Origin of the sequence: Aristaeella hokkaidonensis (assembly GCF_018128945.1) — a bacterium.
Classification (GTDB): Bacteria; Bacillota; Clostridia; order Christensenellales; family Aristaeellaceae; genus Aristaeella; species Aristaeella hokkaidonensis.
Genome location: NZ_CP068393.1, coordinates 607,486 through 630,503 on the forward strand (window position 1 = coordinate 607,486; position 23,018 = coordinate 630,503).

General features: G+C 47.4%; 17 protein-coding genes. 15 read left to right on the plus strand and 2 right to left on the minus strand.

Annotation, left to right across the window (positions count from 1 at the left end; translation table 11 throughout):
- Positions 1 to 65: 65 nt before the first annotated feature.
- Both JYE49_RS02875 and JYE49_RS02880 read right to left on the minus strand, forming a co-directional pair.
- On the minus strand, positions 66 to 350 hold the full coding sequence (locus JYE49_RS02875; protein WP_093955972.1) for a hypothetical protein: 285 nt from the start codon (positions 348 to 350) through the stop codon (positions 66 to 68).
- Between the two features lie 86 nt (positions 351 to 436).
- Positions 437 to 721, minus strand: a complete 285-nt coding sequence (locus JYE49_RS02880) for a hypothetical protein (protein WP_093955973.1) — start codon at positions 719 to 721, stop codon at positions 437 to 439.
- Positions 722 to 1,436: 715 nt separating this feature from the next.
- Between JYE49_RS02880 and JYE49_RS02885 the strand changes: the two genes are divergently transcribed.
- The 15 genes from JYE49_RS02885 to JYE49_RS02955 all read left to right on the plus strand — a co-directional run bounded on the left by JYE49_RS02885 (position 1,437) and on the right by JYE49_RS02955 (position 22,925).
- On the plus strand, positions 1,437 to 2,150 hold the full coding sequence (locus tag JYE49_RS02885) for a rhomboid family intramembrane serine protease (protein WP_093955974.1): 714 nt from the start codon (positions 1,437 to 1,439) through the stop codon (positions 2,148 to 2,150).
- 385 nt (positions 2,151 to 2,535) lie between these two features.
- The gene (locus JYE49_RS02890; protein WP_093955975.1) at positions 2,536 to 2,859 is read left to right on the plus strand and encodes a nucleotide pyrophosphohydrolase; all 324 of its coding nucleotides are present in this window, start codon (positions 2,536 to 2,538) and stop codon (positions 2,857 to 2,859) included.
- A 220-nt stretch (positions 2,860 to 3,079) separates the two neighbouring features.
- A complete protein-coding gene (locus tag JYE49_RS02895) occupies positions 3,080 to 4,630 on the plus strand; it encodes a DNA/RNA helicase domain-containing protein (RefSeq protein WP_179217176.1) in 1,551 nt (516 codons plus the stop codon).
- Positions 4,631 to 4,726: 96 nt separating this feature from the next.
- Positions 4,727 to 5,320, plus strand: coding sequence for a zinc ribbon domain-containing protein (locus tag JYE49_RS02900; RefSeq protein WP_093955977.1), 594 nt, complete (start codon positions 4,727 to 4,729; stop codon positions 5,318 to 5,320).
- Positions 5,321 to 5,334: 14 nt separating this feature from the next.
- Entirely contained in the window at positions 5,335 to 5,739 is a 405-nt protein-coding gene (locus JYE49_RS02905) for a hypothetical protein (RefSeq protein WP_093955978.1), read from the plus strand.
- A gap of 48 nt (positions 5,740 to 5,787) precedes the next feature.
- Positions 5,788 to 6,990: a peptidase T gene (gene pepT, locus JYE49_RS02910; protein ID WP_093955979.1), complete on the plus strand. Its 1,203-nt coding sequence runs from the start codon at positions 5,788 to 5,790 to the stop codon at positions 6,988 to 6,990.
- A 51-nt stretch (positions 6,991 to 7,041) separates the two neighbouring features.
- Positions 7,042 to 7,353 carry a hypothetical protein gene (locus tag JYE49_RS02915; RefSeq protein ID WP_093955980.1) on the plus strand — a complete coding sequence of 104 codons (312 nt, stop codon included), beginning with the start codon at positions 7,042 to 7,044 and terminating at the stop codon, positions 7,351 to 7,353.
- 3 nt (positions 7,354 to 7,356) lie between these two features.
- Positions 7,357 to 7,932, plus strand: coding sequence for a hypothetical protein (locus tag JYE49_RS02920; RefSeq protein ID WP_093955981.1), 576 nt, complete (start codon positions 7,357 to 7,359; stop codon positions 7,930 to 7,932).
- Between the two features lie 145 nt (positions 7,933 to 8,077).
- Positions 8,078 to 8,653: a hypothetical protein gene (locus tag JYE49_RS02925; protein ID WP_093955982.1), complete on the plus strand. Its 576-nt coding sequence runs from the start codon at positions 8,078 to 8,080 to the stop codon at positions 8,651 to 8,653.
- A 359-nt stretch (positions 8,654 to 9,012) separates the two neighbouring features.
- Positions 9,013 to 9,600 (plus strand): hypothetical protein, encoded by a 588-nt coding sequence (locus tag JYE49_RS02930; RefSeq protein ID WP_093955983.1) that lies wholly within the window; start codon positions 9,013 to 9,015, stop codon positions 9,598 to 9,600.
- Between the two features lie 88 nt (positions 9,601 to 9,688).
- Positions 9,689 to 11,377, plus strand: coding sequence for a SecDF P1 head subdomain-containing protein (locus JYE49_RS02935; protein WP_093955984.1), 1,689 nt, complete (start codon positions 9,689 to 9,691; stop codon positions 11,375 to 11,377).
- 164 nt (positions 11,378 to 11,541) lie between these two features.
- Complete coding sequence (locus tag JYE49_RS02940) at positions 11,542 to 15,810, plus strand: hypothetical protein (RefSeq protein ID WP_093955985.1); 4,269 nt, start codon at positions 11,542 to 11,544, stop codon at positions 15,808 to 15,810.
- A 216-nt stretch (positions 15,811 to 16,026) separates the two neighbouring features.
- Positions 16,027 to 16,149 carry a hypothetical protein gene (locus tag JYE49_RS02945; protein WP_283399287.1) on the plus strand — a complete coding sequence of 41 codons (123 nt, stop codon included), beginning with the start codon at positions 16,027 to 16,029 and terminating at the stop codon, positions 16,147 to 16,149.
- A gap of 264 nt (positions 16,150 to 16,413) precedes the next feature.
- Positions 16,414 to 18,912 carry a leucine-rich repeat domain-containing protein gene (locus JYE49_RS02950; protein ID WP_093955986.1) on the plus strand — a complete coding sequence of 833 codons (2,499 nt, stop codon included), beginning with the start codon at positions 16,414 to 16,416 and terminating at the stop codon, positions 18,910 to 18,912.
- Positions 18,913 to 19,076: 164 nt separating this feature from the next.
- Positions 19,077 to 22,925, plus strand: a complete 3,849-nt coding sequence (locus JYE49_RS02955) for a leucine-rich repeat domain-containing protein (protein ID WP_143754426.1) — start codon at positions 19,077 to 19,079, stop codon at positions 22,923 to 22,925.
- The last annotated feature ends 93 nt before the right edge of the window (positions 22,926 to 23,018 follow it).

Genomic DNA, 23,018 nt, shown 5'->3' on the forward strand with positions numbered 1-23,018 from the left:
AATAGTTTAACCCGGTTTACACGAAACCGGAAAAGAGACAATGATCAGAAAACATCATCAGACAATCAGGGCTGGCAAGGGCAGCTCTGGTTGATAAACGTCTTGACGATCTTGGTATAGGTATCACCGCACTTCGGGCAGTAGTACACATACACCTTATCTTCATAGTTCAGAAAATGTGGATGGACATACTGGTTATATTCACAGGTTGTCATGCAGTAGGGAACGGAAGATGTACCTGCAACTGTTTCGTGAACCAGAATATACGTGTGGGTGCATGCGGCCAGAGCAGTTGCCACAACGGAACAAACCAGAACTAGAGCACAGATGAGAGCCAGGAACTTTTTCACGGGGTACTCCTCCTTATAAAAGATTTGTTAGGGAACCGGGGAAGAAATAACGAACAGAGAACTAATAGCAGACAATTATCTTTATGTCAGTGTACGCAGGGGCATGTTTCACTAAGAAAAACCGTAATGTATTTCACATAAGAGCGGTCACAGATGTGACAGTAATACACATTGGCTTTTTCCATGTACTTGATGGTATGCGCATGCATGTAGGGATTATACGCACACTGAACCCATCGGGGCTCTGTCCAGGTTCTGGTAATGGTTGAATAGACAAGTGTTTGGCCAGGGTGATCACATGCAGCCAGAGTCACTGCCGCGATGGAGCAGACCAATACCAGGGCACAGATGAAAGCGATAAACTTTTTCATTGACAGACCCTCCCAATAAAGTATTAAGTTATTGCCGACAACGCAGAGAGCATACACAAAAAGGCATCCCAATACTACCCAACCTGCACAACTGGTCAGTTTATCTGCATCATTGGAAGAGAATTAATCAAACAAACTGAAAAACTGCTCATTCTTTGTGATGACATAAAGAAAAGACAGCGCCTGCTGCGCTGCCTGAAGGAGGAGAAAAAGAGTATGAAGAAACATCTGCTGCTGGGGCCCTGGTCCGGCAGGGAGATGGTATTCACTAGATCAGGGTCGGCCGTTTCCCCTGTGAACAACTGTAATATAATTGGCGAACCTTAAATGAGTCTTAACAAAACAATACAAATTAAAAAATGAGTTCAATTTGGTCATTTCCCCCCAAAATGACTAAATTGAACTCGGGAATGATGCAATTGAAAAGGGGGCAGCATCCCTGAATACTGCCTCCATACATAAGAAGGAGAGCATGAAGAAACTCTCTGCTTGCGTACACAGTATACGCCCAGAACACCCCCGGAACCACTGAACCTGCATAAGTGGTCGAAAAAACTGCAGAATTGGTAAAAACAGTATCCAAACGCTTCCGGCGTGTTACAAGTATTGCGGCGAAGTAACATTGGTGTAAAATCCCGCCAAACCTGTTGTTTTCAAACTTTCCGCATGATATATTGCAAACAGACCCGGAGTATAAACACAACAGGAGACGAGTATGGCTGGTTCAGTAATCATCACTTGCAAGAAATGCGGCATGCCGCTGAAGAAGGGTACCAAGGTCTGCTCCTACTGCAGGCAGGATACCGGTTATCTGATTAACCGTGCCCCGAAGGAAAAGAAAACAGGCATCCGGATCCTGGGACACACGATCCGGCTTCCCTGGGTCACTTTGATCCTTGTTCTCCTGAATGCCCTTGCGGGCATTTACAAGCTGGCCGGGGGAGAATATGACGTACTCCGCAACTTCGGTATGTACCAGGGTGCCCTCCAGCAGGGAGAGTATGGCAGGATTATCCTGAGCAGCTTCCTGCACCTGGGCTTCCCGCACTTTATCGGCAACATGTACGCCCTGCTGACCTACGGCTTCGTCTTTGAGAACCGCATCGGCAGGTGGAAGTACCTGGCCATCTACCTGGTCTCCATGCTTGGTTCCGCCCTGCTCATCAACTTCGTGGGCGGTAACGCCATCCATGCCGGTGCCAGCGGCGCCATCTGGGGCCTCATGGCAGCCAACCTCCTCTATTGCATCTTCACCCGCAGGAAGTTCCTCTATATGCTCTATGCCCTCCATGCGGTCATCGGTAACGTCCTTTACACCTTCTCCTCCCACGTCAGCTGGCAGGGCCACTTCGGCGGAGCCATCGCCGGAGCCCTGATCGCCCTTCTGCTCTTCGCCAAGGAAAGAAAAGAAAGTAAACCGATCTTCTGAAAAACAACAGACATAAAATAACAAACACAACAAAAGTAGCATCCCGGCAGCTGCCGGGATTTTTCATGTAAAAAAGAAGGCAGCGAATCCGCTGCCTAAAGGGGAAAAGGGGAAGAGAAAGTATGAAGAAACATCACACCGGCGGAAAGAAAACCGGAAGTGATGGAATCCGCTAGACCAGGGTCGGCCGTTTGCCCAGTTGACGGGAATAATATAACCCGGGTTTCTTAAATGTACCTTAAGGGAATAACTTGATTTATATGATAATGCTTTGGTCTTTGGCTGTATGATTACTTTTTTCCTATGAATAAATATGTTAATATACCAACAGATTATTATAATTAGCGCATTCAGTATTGTTGAAATACATCAAGGAGTCATTTCCATGAACGAAATCCGTGAATTGATGCAGGAAGTAATGACTTTTTCAGAAGAACGGGACTGGGATCAGTTCCATTCTCCGGTTAATCTGGCTAAATCTATTGCAATAGAGGCGGGAGAACTCCTTGAATGTTATCAGTGGAGTGATATTGCTGATCCTGAAGCAGTTGAAGAAGAGCTTGCGGATGTGCTGAACTATTGCTTACAGATGGCTGCGAAGCTGAATCTTGATCCTGCGGAGATCGTTCGAAAGAAAATGAAGAAAAATGCTGAGAAGTATCCTGTAGAAAAGAGCAGGGGGAGAAGCACGAAGTATGATCAACTTTGACGTCAAAATCCGTGATTTTCCTTTTGACGGAACCAGTCAGTCCAGCATCGAACAGTGGAAAAGCGGAGACAGAGAATATGGCGCCAATTGGCCTGTTGTATATCTGATTCATAATGATGATACAAAAGAGGCTTATATTGGTGAAACTCTGAACGCCGGAAAACGGGCGGCACAACACTGGCAGGTTGAAGAACGGAAGCGCCTGAAGACCATTCATATTATGACGGATGACACCTTCAATAAATCCGTCATTCTGGATCTGGAATCTTTCCTGATCAAATACATATCCGCTGATGGGAAATATAAACTACAGAACGGTAATACCGGTTTGTCTGATTTCGACTATTACGACCGGCATGAGTATGAAGATCAGTTTGGAAAGATATGGGCAAGCCTGAAGGAACTTGGCCTGGCAGAGAGCACAATTACAGATATTGAAAATTCGGATCTGTACAAATATTCTCCCTATAAGACACTGACCAAGGATCAGGAAAAGGTTCTGGCTAAGATCCTTAGTTTCCTGACGTTCTGCCTGAGCGAGAACATGGAAGAGACTGTTGTTGTGAAGGGTGGAGCCGGAACGGGAAAGACGATCCTGGCGGTATTCCTTCTTAAACTCCTGAATGATCTGAAGAATAAGACCTATGAGGATAAAGAGGAAGAAGAGTCGGACATCAAGGTAAACAGACTTCAGTCCATTCTCGCGGAGAGACAATTGAAGATCGGCTTTATAGTTCCCCAGCAGTCTTTGCGGAAAACACTGAAGAAGGTTTTCAACCATATGCAAGGCATCCCGGAGAGCTTAATCATGACGCCAACTGAAGCAGCAATAGCAGCAAAAGACGAACCTTTTGATTTGCTTGTTTGCGATGAAGCTCACAGACTGCGCAGGAGAGCAGCACTGAGCCAGTATCCGGCTTACGACAAAGTTAATCAGGAGTTGAATCTGTCAAAGGATGCAACCGAACTGGACTGGATTATTCGATCCAGTAAAATGCAGGTGTTATTCTACGATTCTGCACAGTCCGTACGGCCTTCAGATATTCCGAAGGATGATTTCACACATGTGCTGAACAGCCAGGATAACAGACAGATACTGAATCTGACATCCCAGCTTCGATGCCTGGGTGGAGATGACTATATCCAGTACGTTCATGAAGTGCTAAATTACAAAGGATTCCTGAATGGACAAAAGCCACAGGAAACGGATTCTTTTGTTCTTAAAGAAGACGGGAACATGTGGCTTGCACCGCATGGTGAGTTTGAGGATTATACGCTCAAGTTCTATGATGATGTTGATCAGATGATGGATGAAATCGACAAGCTGAACAAGAAGTATGATCTGTGCTGTGCAGTTGCTGGTTACGCCTGGGAATGGATTACCAGAGGTGAACCCAGAGATACGACAAAACGAGATATTAACATCGGCAAGGGATACCTTTGGAACAGGACATATACTGACTGGATTAATTCAGATAGACTGCCTTACGAAATTGGATGTATTCATACAGTCCAGGGATATGACCTGAATTATGTAGGCGTCATATTTGGACCGGAAATCTATTATGACAAAAAAGCGAAGAGAATAGAAGTTGACAAGAACAAGTATAAAGATAATCTGGGCAAGGCTGTTGGAAATGATTATGAAGCGCTTCGCTCATATATACTGAACATATATGCTACACTTTTAACCAGAGGCATTCATGGCGCACTGGTTTATGTATGTGATCCGGATCTGAGGGAATATTTGAGACCGTATTTCAAATCATAATTGAAAAGGTAAGAACGATTTATGAGATCATTTTATGCCAAATGCAGTGAACTGTTTGTAAATTGATATCCAGTTTAACGGAAGAGGGCAGCGGGAATGAAAAAGTGTGCAGGATGCGGCGCGGAGTTTGACGACACCAGCAAGTACTGTCCTAACTGCGGGGCGGAATACGGAGAGGCGGCACCGGCATATCAGCCCAGTATTGCGGAAGAATACGGCTGGCATCCGGAAAGGACGAAGAAGGCAGAGAAGGTCATCAACAGCGACCAGGGGATGATCTGGCACAGGGTTCTGCTCTTCTTCCTGATCGTGAACGCCATCTGGAGCATTATCACCGGCATTGGATATATGAACCGGTATCGTGATCCGGAATGGATTGTTTTCTTCAAAACGGTTAAGGGGCTACAGACCTATACTGTTTTCTGCGGCGTGGCACAGATTGCCATCGGGGTGTTTGCGATCACGGTGTATAACAGGCTGCGGAGATACAAGAAAGAGGGCCCTTCTTCCCTGAAAGTGATGTATATCATCTGCATCATTGTGCCCATGGTTCTGCAGGTCTGGCAGGGAAGGATTCTCCCACAGTCGAAAATTGACAGGCTTACGCTCCTGGATATCATGAAGAACATCATAATGCTGGGGATCAACAGCACCTATTATGCCAGACGCAAGAACCTGTTTGTGAACTGAGAGGGACAAGGGATATGCTGATTCACGCGACACGCTCCAGCGTGTGCCTGGGGGATGACTTCGCCGGACCGGAGGAAAGGGATCTGGTTCTGGACGAGCAGGCGCGTCTGTCGGAACTGATGAAGCAGCTGGCCGGATATGTGCCGTATTTCGGCAATGTGGTATGGAGTATCCGGTGCGGCGACAAGGTTATCGGCTACCTGTACAGCCCCGGGGAAAAAGCAGCTTACCGGTATAAACTGACGGCAGGGAATAAGCGGGTGTCTGAGCTGGGAGAAGAGACTGTTTTCTGCAGGTATTACTCCGGCAAAGATATCCTGATCAGGAATATAAAGGTCTTTTCCCTTCCGGGAACGATAAACCTGAAAAAGGTCATGCTGTACGAGGAGCAGCAGAGGAAGGAAGGCATGCTCTTCTGACGGCGGCAGCAACAACAGAGAAAGCAAAAGAAAAGAGGCAATCAATCCATGAGCAGTGTGAAAGAACGTTTTTTAAGATATGTACAGGTGGAGACCACCAGTTGTGAGGCCAATGAGTGCTGCCCTTCCACACCGGGACAGAAGGTGCTGGGAGAAATGCTGGTGAAGGAAATGCAGGCAATGGGTGTGAGCGGCGCCCGGATGGATGAGCACGGCTATGTGTACGGATTCATCCCCGCAAAGGGAAAGACGGACGCGCCGGCCATCGGGCTGATCGCCCACATGGATACCTCAGACGCGGTGCCCGGAAAGACTGTGCCCCAGGTGATTGAGCACTATGACGGCGGTGTGATCCGTCTGAAGAACGGGGTAGAGATCAGCGGATTCAGCTTCCTGGAAAGCCTGAAAGGCCAGGACCTGATCGTGACCTCCGGGGATTCCGTGCTTGGAGCGGATGACAAGGCCGGGGTTGCGGAAATCATGACCCTGTGTGAAAAGATGCTGGCGCCGGACGCACCGGACCACGGGAAGATCTGCGTGGCATTCACGCCGGACGAGGAGATCGGCCGGGGTGCGGATCTGTTTGACATTCCCGGCTTCGGGGCGGAGTTCGCCTATACGGTGGACGGAGGCGCCCTGGGCGAACTGGAATATGAGTGCTTCAACGCCGCTTCCTGCAAGGTGACGGTGAAGGGCGTGAATATCCATCCCGGCAGCGCAAAGAACCAGATGATCAACGCGTCCCTGGTGGCAATGGAGTTTGCCGGCATGCTGCCGCCCTGGGAGCGGCCGGAGCATACCGAAGGGTATGAAGGGTTCTATCACCTGATGGAAATGAGCGGAAATGAGGAAGCCGCAGAACTAAAGTACATCCTGCGGGATCATGATATCCGGAAGCTGGATGCACGCAAGCAGATGATGAACACTGCCTGCGAAGTGCTCAATAAGAAGTACGGGGACGGAACGGTCTTGGTTGAACTGAGGGATTCCTACCGGAACATGAAGGAGATTGTGGAGCAGCATCCGGAAATCCTGGAACGGGCAAAAGCGGCTTTCCTGGCCAACGGCGTGGAACCCATTGTGAAGGCCATTCGGGGTGGAACGGACGGCGCCCAGCTGTCCTTCCGGGGACTGCCGTGTCCCAACCTGTCCACCGGCGGATACAATTTCCACGGAAGGAAAGAACTGGTGCCGGTGCAGGCAATGGAAAAGATGACGGAAGTACTGGTAACACTCGTGAGTGTGAAATGAAACAATGGCAGCAAGCCAATATGACAGTTACTGTGACTACGGAGGGTTAACGTGTCTGAGAATGGAAAAAGGTCCAACTTCGAACTCCTTGATGAGATGGAGCAGAAGCAACAGCTGACGTTTAAGGACGAAACGTTTGTTGATCCGCAGCCGGATGGAATAAGGTATATCAGGAAATGGCGCTGGATCAGGCCTGACGCAAAGCTGACTTTTCCGGTGGTTGTGCTGATTGCCTGGTTTATTCTGTGGCTGACAGGCTATATACCGGGGCTTTCCTGGCTGGGTGATCTTTGCATGGTGGTTATGGGCATCGGCATTGTGGGAAGTATCTGGGAGATCTGGTTTAAGAAGAAAGGTGAATAACACATGCAGAACTACGACAATTTCTCTATGGAGAGGGACAAGATCAGAAAAAGAGGGAGAACCAACCTGCGGGTGATCATATTCGTTCTTGCGGTTGTTATCCTGGGCGGAGCGCTGGTCCGGAATGAAACACAGGAAACTGAACGGAAGGTGGCACTGGACGGAGAAGTGCTGCTGAACGGGGATATCAGTTTTGAGGAAGCGGATAAGAAACTGAGAGAAGCCGGGTTTGTGCCCATGGACGGCAATATCTTCCAGCTGGATGGACAGATACAGGACTACGAGGGCCGGGAAGTATACGGCCATAAGGCGACTCTCAGCGTCCTGGGGTATACCGCTGTCGGCGAAAAGAGCAATATGCTGGCAATTATGCACTATTTCCTGGAAGATTCGTCGGCAAACAGGGAGCACCCCGGAAAAAGCTTTACGGATGTCCGGGAGAAACTGACGCAGAGCCTGGGAAAGGAACCGAAAGAGGAAGAAGGCTTCCTGTTCTGGGAACTGAAAGGCAGTTCATCTGCGATGATGGGCTATGTGCAGGACGGGCTCTGGATGCTGGTTTACGCGTATAGCAAGTGAAAAGCATAACGGCCGGAAAAGGGAAAAAAGAATCCTGAGAAAGGATTCTTTTTTTGATTTTACATGGCTGTTACATCACAGTGATGACATTGAAACAGGAGGCAGATTATCATGGGAGTATCATAACAGAGAGACAGGTGAAAGAATGCAGAAGAATGACGATGCCGTAAAGAAGATTGCGCGCCGGGAAACAGGTAAGGCGCTTATACTCGCGGCCGTGTTTGTTCTGATCATATGCTTCGCCTGGATGGCGTACAGATGGAGCACACAGAGACATGAGGCGCTGCCCGGGGAAGTGATCCTGAACGGACGCATGAGCTTTGAAAAGGCGGATGAGAAACTGAAAGACGCCGGGTTTAAACCGATGGGAGTAAGCCGACAGTACAAGAACGTTACGAATCAGTATTACGAGGGTGTGGACGTCTGTGGCTACAAAACAGAGTACAGCTATCTGTCAGAAAACCAGAATCCGGAAAACCGAAGCCTGGAGATTGTGCATGTGTTCAAGGATACGAAGGAATCCAACCTGGATAACCCGGGAGAGATCTGCAAGACGGTTGTGGAAGAACTGACAAAGATCATCGGCAAAGAACCGGAGGAAGGGAAAGACGGTTACGGAACGGAGAAGTACCTGTTCTGGACGCTGAAGGCCAGTACCGAAGCTGTGTTGCTGTATATGGGAGACGAGAACCTGATGCTGATGTACGTTTATAATAAATAGACGAACTTAAAACTTAAGACTCAAAACTAGATCCTTCGGCTGCGCTCCCTTCGTACCCCTTGCTCAGGATGACATTTTTATCGGAAATCATTCATAAAAAAATGAATGATGTGGTAGCTACGGCGAGGGAAATGTGATTTGCGTAAATACTGAACGGAGAATGAAGATGATTATGAAGTCTGGTGTGCTAAAGTCTGTGGCAATTGTGCTGGCGTGCGTGGTGGTTTATGCTGTCATCGGAAAGGCCATAGGGGCTGCGATAGACGGAATGCTGGTTGTGATGTAAAGGAATATTGCGTGCGGCAAGTGTGAAAGATATAATGGCTCCAATGATGTGACAGATACGGAAGGACAACAAAATGGATAGCAGAACGGATGAAAAATGGTATAAAAACGAATACGAGATGGACATCAAAAGAGTTCTCAGGATTCTGGCGATTGTTGTGATCGTGGCTGCTGCTTCATGGGGAATCGGTGCATGGATGGAAGCACGGCATGTGCCTGCACTGCCCGGGGAAGTGATACTGAAAGGAAACATGAGCCTTGAAGAAGCGGACAGGAAGGTAAGGGAAGCTGGGTATATTCCCAAGGGTGAAGTTTCCCGGGATGAAGAAGGAAGCTATAGCCAGGCTTATAAAAGCAGCGAGGCCTTTGGTTATGATACAAAAGGCAGTGTGCTTGGGGTTAAGGAGTCCGGTGGGAATAAATACGTCTTGCGTTTCCTGTATTTTGATGAGAGCAGTGTGGAGTATAAAGCAGATAACCCGGGGAAAGTTTTTAATGATATTCTGAACGAATTGACCAGCAGAATCGGAGCTGACCCCGTGATCATATATGAGGCGTCATTTGGAAACAGATGGTGCTGGGATTTAAAAGGGAAAACAACGGTCAATCTGTGCTATGTAGCGGACGGTGTTGTGAGTGTGGGATACAGCTACAAAGAGTGACTGAAAACGACAAGTATACAGGGGAAATAACCGGTCATTTGCCTGGAAGAAAATAGATTTTATTCAATGACTGCGGAGGAAAAGAAACATGAAAAAGAGCCTGGTGTTGCTGCTGATTCTGGTGCTGCTTGCTGCGGTCTGCGGCGTGAGCTGCGGGGAGTCACTGACAGAGAAGATCGCCGGAACATGGTATGAGAATGAAGAGATCGTAGGCGGCAGACTGTCCGAAACAAGCAGGACGGGATATACGTTCGCATTCAATGAAGACGGAACGGGGAAAGTGACCGGGCAGAATACGAGTGGTGATACCCAGGATGCTGAAATTAAGTGGCAGGAGGAGAAAAACGGTATAACCATCGAGTTGGAAATCAATGAAAAACAGTACAGATACCGGCTGCTGCCTTATAAGGACATGGTTCTTTTCAACAGGGGAAACTACATAAGCATTTTAGGGAAAAAGCTGGGAGAAAAGTCCGGAATCCGGTATGGCTCCTTCGCAGAGTATTCTTGTGAGCCGCTGGAGGGGACGGACGAGATCACGGATGAACTGCTGGATACAACTGTTTCCATCCTGAAAACACGGATGGAGCAGAAGGGATATGAGGATGCGAATGTTGAACGGCTCGGAGAAGACAGGATCCGTATCGAAGTAGAGGGCAAACAGGATGATGATGCGTTTACTCTGGCGGATGCACAAGGGAACATGGAATTCCTGGACCCGGAGGGAAAAGTGTTTATGGGCCGGGAAGAAATTGCTTCCGTAGAGTACGATAATGGAATGGGCAGCTTCAATCTTCTGTTTACCCTGACGGATGAGGGGAGAAAGATCTTTGCTGAAGAAACCGAAAAAGATGTCGGGAAGATGATTTCGATCCGAATGGATGATGAAATACTGGTGCAGGCTACGGTTAGCAGCGCCATTCCATATGGAAATGTTGTGCTGCACAATAACACCTGGGAACGCGCAAAGGGAATGATCGCAGTCCTGAACACTCCGGTGCTGCCGGTAAAACTGAGCATAGTCGGGAATGGCAGCTATTCTGACGTTGAGTTTGCGGAGCATGAAGAAGACGTCGGTCCGGTGGGTGACATTACGGTTGTGCTGAAAATGGGCGATCGTGAAATGACACAGTATGAACTGAATCAGGCAATTCAGAAGGAAACAGAATACGCGAAAGCATATGCAGGCATGATGAATAACGCATATATGTATCCTGTTGGAATCCAGGAACAGGTCATTGCAGATATAAAGAAAGAATGGACCCTGGACGCCAAAGTGAAGGAACTGCATCTGGACCAGCTGACAGAAGAAGATATGGAGACGGTCCGTCGGGAAGCACAGGCCTACTATGACTCCATCCTGGATTACGCAAAAGTCTATGTCAAGACGGATGGACTGGATGAGGAAGGCATTGATCAGGCGGCCAGGGATATGATGCTGGAATATGGATATACCCTTGAGTCAGTTACAGAAGAGCAGACCGGGAAGCTGATAAACAAGAAGCTCCGGGATTATATTATCAATGACGTTACGGTAACGGACGAAGAGATCCGGGCAGAAAGGGACAAAAGGGCCGAAGCAGGCAGAACCGGGGATGAACTGGAGGAAAGCCTGATTAAGGAAACACTGCTCAGTGCAAAGCAGGACAAGGTATACCAGGAAACCGTGGAAGAATGGATTCAGAATGCTGGGATTATCGACAAGCTGCAGACAGCAGAGAATAAGACAAATCTTTCCCTGCTGGACCTGGTGAATATAATGACTGAGAACAAATAAAAACACTGACTTTGCCGAAACAGCGGATACTGAAGGCATACGGATTATCATCAATCCGGTATGCCTTTTAAAATTTACACCTTTGTTACATCACTGTGGAGACTTTGAAACGCCTGACGCGTTATGTTTTATGTGGTGAAAAAACCGGGAACGGGAGAATGAGCATGAAAAAGAATTCTCGGGTGCTTTGGGTGCTGGCGGGGATCGTCGTCTGCCTGCTTATCTGTGCGGTGATTGGTTGTGCAGTCTTTGAAAAAAACGGAAGGGTTGCAATTGATGAGGAGCACTTTCCGGATGCGGCCCTGCGGGAAGCTGTGACTGAATACGACCAGAACCAGGATGGTATACTCGGCGTAAAAGAAGCGAACAAGGCAGAGTATATTAACGTGCATAACAGGAACGTGACAACGCTTCAGGGGATAGAATACCTGCGCGGGCTGAAAGAACTATCCTGTTATGAGAATGAACTGACCGAACTGGATCTCAGCCGGAACACAAGACTGGAAAGGCTGAACTGCCTTGGCAATCAGCTGACAAAGCTGGATGTGAGCCGGAATACCGAACTTGTCGACCTGAACTGTAACTATAACCAGATAGAAAGCCTGGATATCAGTCATCTCAGGAAGCTGGAACACCTGCTTTGCTATAAAAACCATCTGACAGAACTGAATATAAGCGATAGTTCTGTCCTTGCGGCACTGGCTCGTGAGAACGAACCTGAGGAGGAAGACAACAAGCTGATGTGGGAAAAGCGGGAAAACGGGAAAGCCATTCTCGCAGAACTGCGTGTTGACGAAAATGTAGAAGTGATCATAGGGGAAGGACAGAAAAGAACGGCATCCGGGAACGGAAATCAAAAAGGAGTCAGGATTAATTCAGAGCACTTTCCGGATATGGAGCTCTGGAAGACTGTGAAGAAATATGACCGGGATGACAATGGATACCTCAGCAGGGAAGAAGCTGAAAGTGCCGTTGTGATCGACCTGCAGGAGAAGAACGTGGAAAGCCTGAAGGGAATTGAACACCTGACCGCACTGGAGACGCTGAACTGTGAAAACAACAAACTGACTGAACTGGATCTGAGCCTGAATACAGAGCTGAAAAGTCTTAACTGTGGTAATAACCAGCTGACGGCACTGAATGTAAAAGAGAGTGCGCGGCTGGAAAACCTGTCCTGCGAAAAAAATAAACTGACAGAACTGGATCTGAGCGGGAATCCGGCACTGGTGAAACTGGAGTGCAGTGAGAACCGGCTGGCGAAGCTGGATCTGAGCCAGAATACGAACCTGGTCAGTTTGTATTGTATAGAAAACTTCATAGAAGAAATAGATCTGAGCCGGAATACTGAACTGACAGAGGTGTATCTCCAGTATAACAGGCTGAAAAAGCTGGATGTGAGTGGATGCCTAAAGCTGACGGAACTATACTGTTCGATTGGAAACATTGAGGAGCTGAATGTGAGCCGGTGTCCGGAACTGAAAGTGCTGCATTGTTATGATAATGCACTGAAGGAACTGGATCTGAGCCGAAACCTAAAACTGAAAGAGCTTTATTGCTCAAGCAACAAATTGACGGAACTGGATATAAGCAAAAACGCGGAACTGGAGAAACTGTTTTGTTTTTCGAACAACATCAGTGAGCTGGACATCAGCAGCTGTCCGGATCTTCAGGTACTTGACTGTGAGAATTGCGCACTGGCTGAGCTGGATATCAGCGGCTGTAAAGCGATTGCTGATCTGACAGAAAACAATGAGCCGGAGATGATCAGGGAAACCCTGGAATGGAGCACCCGGGACGAAGACAGAAGGTATGTAACCGCCCTGGTGCTGAACTGGAGTACGAAGATCCGTAAGGGTAACGGAGAATACGTGGAAAGCGGGGTTCCGGAGCCTGTATATGTGAAGATTGACGAGGTGAATTTTCCGGATCGCGCTCTCCGGGAATGTGTGAGCCGGTATGACCTAAGCGGGGACGGACTGCTGGGCGAGTTTGAGAACTCCAGAATTACGGAAATAACAATTGGAGAAGAAAAAATAACAACCCTGAAGGGTATTGAGTACCTGACGGCTTTGACATATCTTTACTGCGACGATAATGAACTGACAGAACTGGACGTAAGCCGGAACACTGAACTGACATATCTGTCCTGCAACAATAATAAACTGAAGACTCTGGACTTGAGCCAGAACACTCAATTGACAGAGCTTTACTGTTATGGGAATGAAATGACAGAACTGGACTTGAGCCGGAACACTGAACTGACAGATATTAATTGTGCCCGGAATAAGCTGGTAAAGCTGGATGTGGGCGAAAACACTAAACTGGAAGAATTGCAGTGTAATGATAATCAAATTCCGGAACTGAACGTAAACAATCATCCCGGAATGAAAAGGATGATCATATCCAGGAACCAGCTGACGAAGCTGGATACCAGCGGCTGCCATGATCTGGAATGGTTATGGTGCGATCAAAACAGACTGGCAGAACTGGACGTGAGCACCAATCCAGAATTGAGAAATTTGCTATGCAGATCCAATGGAATGAGAAAACTGATAATAAGCAATAATACCAGACTGGAGGAGCTTGAGTGCACAGGGAACCAACTGACAGAACTGGATATCAGCTCCAACCCGGTGATGATTACGCTGTTTGAGAACGGAAATCCTACAGAAACGGATGAGGGCGGACTGCTATGGATTACCAGGTATGGATGGGGCAGTAAAGTGCTGCAGACCGACAAAAACGTGATAGTGTATACGGGAAACGGTACAACAGCAAAGACGGAAAAAAAAGAAAACAAAGGGGCATATCCGGAAATCCTGTATGACGATATCAAAAGAATCCTGTGGGATTTCTTCTGCAAATGGGCACAGGGTGACGCGGATAATATGCCTGAAAGTTTTATGCCAGAACAAAGGGTCCGGATGGAAAAAACAAAGGCGCTTGTCAGGGAACTGATGGAAAGCGGAATACCGCTGAGTTACCAGATCAACAGCGTGGAAGGAAAAACCGGAGATGACAGACTGAAGTATACCTGTACGGTGTTACTGGATCATGAAGACGGAACATTACAATATGAGAAAATGATAATCGAGCTGATGAAAGGCGGTTCAAACAGGGGTGTGTTCTACTATATTGATTCGGATTCCCTGACGGAACACCAGGAAGCGGAGAACGATCCCACGGTGAAGACAATCCTGCTGGATAAGGAAACAATTCTTCATGACCAGCTGGCTTTCTACGGGAAAGTTGTCGATGAGCTGCAGCCGATCGGCGCAAGTTGTGAAGATAACGGAATAAGAATCGAACTGCTTGCGGCAGTGGCAAAAGAGAAAGAGGTTTATTTCTATTACACAATCAAAGATCTGGAAGGAAAATACGCAGATTACTCCTTTTATCACAATCAGCAATTAGGTAATTGCTGGGGAGGAAATTACTCGTTTTCGCCACAAAGTCAGCTGTATTATGATCGTAAAGAACATCAGTATTATTTCCTGGAACATCTGATGTATATGGAGGAGATTGAAAGCAGCAGCTATTTTTCCACATTTGGAACGAGCAATATACAATTTAATCAGAATGCGTGGGCAGATTGTATGGCATTGATGAAGGAATATGGAGAAACCACGCAGTATACGCAGGGACCGGACGGAATGCGGAAAAGGTATTATGCAGACGTTCCGGCTCCGGAGGGAATAAAGATCCTGGACTGTTCACAGTCTGAAGAGATCAGGCTGCTGCCAAACACTGTGATCAAAGGAATCGGCTGGATTGATGACCAGCTTCATGTTCAGGTCTGTATGGATGAAGATATGTTACAGTCGATCCGCTTTGATGATGATAAAAACGGTGCGCCATACGGGTCGGCCGAAGTAAACCCAATTAGTCCGCTGCGGTGGGAAACAAACGGAAAAGTGTATGTGGAATACATCTTTGACTACAAGCGGGAAGAAGCAGATGCCCTGACCCTGTATGCCTATATGGCTTTAGGGCAGGTCAAAGTAAAAGGCGATTGGCATATTGAATTTACTCTGGATTCGATTCGGGAGAAAGCGAAACCGGTGGAACAGGATTGTTTTCCGGAAGATGAAGCAATGGTCTGGATAGACGAGGCTAGTTTCCCGGATAATACCTTCCGGGAAGAAATAAGACTGTATGATATGGACGGGGACGGATGGCTCAGTGAAACGGAGGCAGAGGCTGTTACAAGCATCAGTCTGCCGGGTATGGAAATCAGTACTCTGAAGGGAATTGAGTATCTGACGCAACTGACGTATTTGGACTGCAGTGATAACAGGCTGACAGACCTTGATTTGAGCAACAACAGAGAATTGATCACGCTGCTGTGCACAGGAAACAGTCTGACAGAGCTGGATGTAAGCAACAATCCGGAATTGGTTGAGTTTGAATGGGAAGGAAAGAAGTTAAAATAGCACTTGCTTTCGGTGTGAATAAAGATCACGCCTAGTTCATTTAAATGAAAAGATGTAACAGCGATGTAAACAATTGTTGTGCTGTGAACAAAAACGGTATACGTCTTCGCCTATATATGGGACTATATGAAAAAGGAAAATGGAGAAAGGATGTGACGGAATGATACGTCAGAACCGGTGTAAGATTTTTACTCTTGTGATCAGCATGCTTTTGGTGTGCGTACTTTGCTTTGCCGCGGGGGCGGAAGAAGCGGGGATGAACTGGAGGAAAGCCTGATTAAGGAAACACTGCTCAGTGCAAAACAGGACAAGGTATACCAGGAAACCGTGGAAGAATGAATTCAGAATGCCGGGATTATCGACAAGCTGCAGACAGCAGAGAATAAGACAAATCTTTCCCTGCTGGACCTGGTGGATATAATGACTGAGGACAAATAAAAACACTGACGTTGCCAAAACAGCGGATACTGAAGGCATACGGATTATCATCAATCCGTATGCCCTTTAAAATTTACACCATTGTTACATCACTGTGGAGACTTTGAAACGCCTGACGCGTTATGTTTTATATGGTGAATAATTAACTGGGACAGGGGATTGAGTATGAAAAAGAGCGTTTTACTGCTGCTGGTTGTGCTGCTGGTATGCATGTTTTGCTACACCATGGCGGAGGAAGATCAGGGAGTCAAAATCAATAAAGAACATTTTCCTGACAGCCTATTCCTGAAAACGGTAAAGAAATATGATCGAGATGAAAATGGATATCTCAGTGCTGAAGAAATTGAAAACATTACGGTGATCAATCTGCAGGGGATGGATGTGGAAACCCTTAAAGGGATTGAATTCCTGACCAGCCTGGAGGTTCTGAATTGTGAAGGGAACAAACTGACCGAACTGGATCTCAAGACGAATAAAGAACTGACCAGTCTTTACTGCGACAATAACAAATTGACGGCACTGAATGTGAAAGAAAATACACAGCTGGAAAACCTGGACTGTGAAAACAATCAGCTGAAGAAACTGGATTTGACCGGAAACACAGCGCTGGAGATGCTGAAGTGTGGCCTGAACCAGCTGACAGAACTGGACCTGTGCCAGAACACGAATCTGGTAACCCTTTACTGTCAGGAAAACAATATAAAAGAGCTGGATCTGAGCCGGAATACAGAGCTGGAAGAAGTAAACTGTCGGTTAAATGTGTTGGAAAGCCTGAATGTAAATCAATGCTCAAACCTGACAGAACTTTACTGTGAACTGGGATATATAGCGGAATTGGATGTGAGCCAGTGTGCAGAACTGGAGATACTGATATGCGAATGGAATCAACTGAAAAAACTGGACGTGAGCCAGAACACAATCCTGAAGGAACTGTATTGCGGGACTAATAAACTGACAGAACTGGATATAAGCAAAAACACGGAATTAAAGACACTTTCTTGTTACGAAAATACCTTCCGGGAATTGGACATCAGCGGCTGTCCGGATCTCCGGATTCTTGATTGTGAGAATTGCGGACTGGCCGAACTGGATATCAGCGGCTGTAAAGTGATTGTTGACATGACAGAGAACAATAAGCCTAAGACGATAAGGGAGAGTGTTGCGTGGAGCGTCCGGGATGAAGACTGGGAACGCGTGTCAGCCCTCACGGTGAACTGGAATACGAAGATTTATAAGGAAAACGGAGAATTGGTGAAAAGCGGTCTCACGGAACCTGAAATTCGGAAAGAAACGGGGCCGTATGATATGAATGAGAACGGCAGGCTCAGCAAAGCTGCGATGGAGGAAGCCTGGACTGAGAGAAATCTTGCAGTGGAATATACCAGCGCTTATCCGGATGTCTTGAACCCAAGCGAGAAAACACTGTTTGATTTCTTTTGCAGCTGGTCACAGAATGATGCTAATGTACTGACAGAAAGCTTTATTTTCGCACAGAAAACCGGCAGCGAAGATGTCCGGACGATGGTGGCTGAATTGCTGGAACTGGGCACGCCGGTGAGCTATCAGATCAATGACGTATACGGAGGGGATGGTTATAACAGTGTTTATGAGTGCACTGCTGAAATGGCACACATCGACGGAGAGCATGCCCGATATGTACAGATTGAAATTGGTATAAAATTCGGATGGATGATTGGCGCCCAGGTTATAAGTGTGAAAACCGTGGAAGCTGCGGAATATAACCTGAATAAAAAGATTTATTCCCTGGCACCGGATGCGGTGATTCAAGACTTGCTGGCTGCTGGATTATATGATAATCGGACAGACGGAGAATTGCAGCCAATCGGCGAAAGCAGTGAAGCAGAGGGAATCAGGATCGAACTGATCTCCGGACTGCTGCTGGATGATAAAGCATGGTTTTTCTACAGTGTGGAGGACGTGGAAAGGAAATATGGCGATTGTGATCTTTTTGCTTTCCCGAATACTTACATCGGTGACAATGATCTAGGCATACACGATACACTGTATCATGACGTTCAGGCACACAAAAGCTATCATCTGGTGGAGAACCACTTCAAGGAAAAGGTTGATATGAATGAAAGAGAAGTGACTGCATCAACAGGCTATATTGAGGTTCAACAGAACGAATGGATGGATCTTTCGGAGCTGCTTACGCAGTACGTCGGAGAAGCGGAGAATGTGACTATGGTTCCGTCGGATGTGTGGTACTACGATAAGGACAATGAGGACAGAAAACTGACAGAGGAAGAAAAGAAGATCCTGGATTATAACAAACCGCTGGATATCCAGGTGACACCCGATATCATGATTTCCGGCATTGGCTGGATTGACGGGAAGCTTCATGTGCAAATAAAGGGTACAAACTACGACAGCTCTCAGATTTTTGCTGATGGAGTTCCAACGTATTACAATGACAAATCATTAAGCTACAGTCCGTTGTACTGGTACAAGGATCATACGACATATGTCGAATATGTGCTTGATTATAAACCGGAGGACGTGGAAAAGCTGAAACTGGTGCTCGAAGTGACGGTCAACAGAAATGATCCATACAGTGATAGTTATTGGACGATGGAATTCCCGCTGAGCAGGATTTGCCCGGACGGGAAGGCGGAAGGGGAACAGCAGAAACCTGATTTTTAGTTCATTTAAATGAAAAAGATGTAACAGCGATGTAAACAATTGTTATGCTGTGAACAAAAACGGTATACGTCTTCGTCTATATATATGGGACTATATGAAAAAGGGAAATGGAGAAAGGATGTGACGGAATGATACGTCAGAACCGGTGTAAGATTTTTACTCTCATGATCAGCATGCTTTTGGTGTGCGTACTTTGCTTTGCCGCAGGAGCGGAAGAAGCGGGGATCAAGATTGACGAGCAGAATTTCCCGGACGCTGCCTTCCGGAATGCATTACTGAAATTTGATACCAATAATGACCGGGAGCTCAGCAAGAGCGAAATATACGGCATTACAGAACTGAGTCTGATGTCCAGGAATATTGAAAGCCTGCAGGGCATTGAGTACCTGACTGAACTGAAGGAACTCTCGTGCGGCAGCAATAAACTGAAGACACTGGACGTGAGCAAAAACACAAAGCTGACGAACCTTTACTGCGGGGAAAACAAGCTGACGGAACTGGACGTGAGCAATAACCCTGAACTGGTAGAGCTGAACTTCGTCTGGAACGACGTCAGGACGATTGACACCAGCAACAATTCAAAACTGAAAGAGCTGGCAGTGTCCGGCAACCCGGTGGGCAAACTGGATCTGAGCAACATGCCGGATCTGGAGGAGCTTTTCTGCCCCTGGAGCGGGATCACGGAACTGGACGTGAGCTACAATCCAAAGCTGTACTACATCAGCGCCATCGGCAACGCACTGACGAAGCTGGATCTGAGTCACAACCCCAAGGTGCGGGTGCTGATGGTTGAGGACAACAGGCTGGAGACACTGGATATCAGCAACTGTCCTGACCTGATCAGCCTGGTGGAGGAAAAAGAAGCCTGTAAGGATTCTACGTATGGCGAACCGGGATCAGTGGTATGGACTGTTGGGGATAACCAATGGGGTTCCGGTACACTGTGTATTAACGGCAATGTGAAACTGTACACGGGCGTCGGCGAATATGCCGAAGCAAAGGTGCCTGAAATCAAAGCAGCTGCGGCAGCCAATACTGAGATGAATACTGTTCCGGAATATTCCAGTGCATATCCGGAAATCAGAAATGAGCCTGAGAAGAACATACTGTTTGACTTCTTCTGCAAATGGTCTCAGAGAGACGCGAATGAGCTTCCGAACTGCTTTGTTCCCACACAGAGAACCAGTAATGAAGATGTGAAGGCAATCGTGGATGACCTGCTGGAGCTGGGAACACCGGTGAGTTATCAGATCAACGACACACACGCCGGAAACGACACTTATTTCCAGGCATACCAGTGTACACTGGAAATGGCACATGAAGACGGGGAACCTGCACGGTTTGTCCAGATTGACATCAATGTGGGCACCGGGTCAAAAAAGGGTGTGGATGCTGCGGGTATAAAGACCGTAGAACCTGCGGAATACGATCCGGCAAAAAAGATTTACTCCCTGGCACCGGAAGCAGTGATTCAGGATATGCTGGCATATACACTGTGGGATGAAAGCGCAGAAGGATCCATGATGCCGATCGGCAAGAGCGTCGAGCAGAACGGACTGCGTGTTGAAATGATTTCCGGCTTTTTACAGGGTGATGACGCATGGGTTTACTTCACTGTTGAGGATCCGGAAGGAAAGTATGATGGCTGCGGTTTTGAAACATTCCTGGAGGATAACATCAGTGAACAGGACTGGTACGTGCCCAGAACACTGTATCATGACATCAAAGCACACAAGTTCCACAATCTGACGCATATCCACTACAAGGATATGATTGATACCAATGAACGGGATATTACCCTGTCATTGAATAACATGTATTTCCTCCAATATGGATGGGCGGATCTTTCTGAACTGGCTGTGCAGCGCGCGGGAGAAACGGAGAATGTGACAACAGCTCCGTCGGATGTGTGGCACAGCGATTATGAGCATGAAGGCAGAGCACTGACAGAGGAAGAAGAGAAGATCCTGGACTGCAGTGAGCCGCTGAATCTCCAGATTGCGCCTGGCATTACTGTTAACGGAATCGGCTGGATTGATGGGAAACTGCATGTGCAGATCAAAACGGAAGCAACTGGCTATTGCTATACCGGTCTCCTGGTAGACGGACTGGACCATTACTTCAGTGACAAGAACACCTCCTACAGCCCGCTGTACTGGTACAGAGGCAATGTGTCATACACAGAGTATGTGCTGGATTACAAGGAGGAAGATACGGCGCAGCTGAAGCTGTCAGTTCAGGCAACAGTTGCCAAGGAAATGCAAGAGGGTAACTGGAAGGTACAGATTCTTTTGAGCATGATCTGTCCCAATGTGAAAGCGAAGGCAGAGGAGAAAACTGAAAAGCCGGAAAACGGAACGGAGAACACAGCCACCGCGGAAGTGGACGAGATCCAATACGTCAGCTCCTATCCGGAAACCCTGCATGATTACAAGAAATATACTGTCTGGGAATTCTTCTGCAGATGGGCACAGGGCGATACGGAAGAACTGCCATACTCTTTCACGCGTGCCCAGAGAGTCGGCGGAGAAGAGACCCGGCAGAAGATTAATGAACTGCTGAGCCAGAAGCCCCTGAGCTACAGGATTGACGACGTGAAAATCGCGGATGGAAAAGAGATATATTACTGTACGGTTGGGATGGAACCGGATGGAAACAACGCTGCTGTACGGTATGAACGGGTAGTCATCAACATGGTCAAAGACAGCGATTGGTATTATTGTATTGACCTTGATGATATTCAGTTCCTGGGAGCCCCGGAAAGCCTGTCGATGAATAATATGATCTCCCTGTCCGGGGAAGCAATCATCAGGGATCAGCTGGACTACTTCTACGAGGGCGTCCGGGAAAAACTGCAGCCCATCGGTGAAACCCATGACAGCAAGGGGATCAGGATGGATGTGATTTCCGGATATGCAAACGGCAAAGATACCTGGTATCTGTACTCCCTGCAGGATCTGGATGGAAAAATTGAAGACTTCAACCCGGACACCTGGGATCTGGAGGACGATATCGGGGCTATGGAATCTTACCAGCACAGCAAGCTGTACTGTGACAAGGCTGAGAAAAAATGCTATTATCTGCTCCATCTGACTCATGAATCCGCGATCAGCAGCGATGAACAAACCGTGAAACTGATGATGAGAAGTATTCACTTCGACAGCAACGGCTGGGCTGACCTGATTCCGCTCCTGAAGGAACACATGGATCCTGTGGAAGGCGTGTATCCCACACATTCCTTGTGGGACAGAGACTGGGATCATCCGGACAAGGAACTGAATCCGGAGGACTACAAGGTCCTGGATTATACAAAACCGCTGGACATTGAGATTATCCCCGGAGCCTTTGTTACCGGAATCGGCTGGATTGATAACCAGCTGCATATACAGATCAGGATGGCGGACGGACTAGACGGTTATTCTGAATGGATTGACAGCAGTCTGAACGGATCGTCCGGATATGACAGACAGATTCCTTATACGCCTCTGAGCTGGTCCGTTGGCAATCTGTATTATGAAGAGTATATATACAGCTATAAGCCGGAGGATATCGAAGGATTGAGTCTGATTCTGAGTACGAATATCTCCAGAGACAGAATAGACGGACCCTGGGTTGTCAGGTTCCCGCTGAGTACCATCTTCCCGGAAGCGAAGGAAAAGACGGAAGAGTCGGGAACGAACTGGCAGGACTTCGGCGAAGTGAAGGAGCCGGAAGCTACTGAACAGGTAACGGATGAAGTCGTTGAACTGGAGAATTCACCGTATTATGTACCATTTGAGGAAACAGCGCCTGCGGAAGAGAAACAGACGTTCAAGCTCGAACTGAAGGACGGCGCATTTGTGCTGACCCAGGGCGATATTTCCTATCGCCTGAACGATGACGGAACGGCCACTATCACGAAGATCGGGAAGGAATTCGGTGAACCCATCGAGATTCCGGAAACCATCACCGTGACGTTTGACGTGAACGGCGTGGACTATGAGGCGTTCCTGGAGTACGTCAACAAGAAGTAACGCAGGCAGGATGAAATGTTGACTGCGTCAACATGAAATATCTGACTGCGTCAGATGTGAAATATTCGGACCATGTCCGAATATGAAATATCG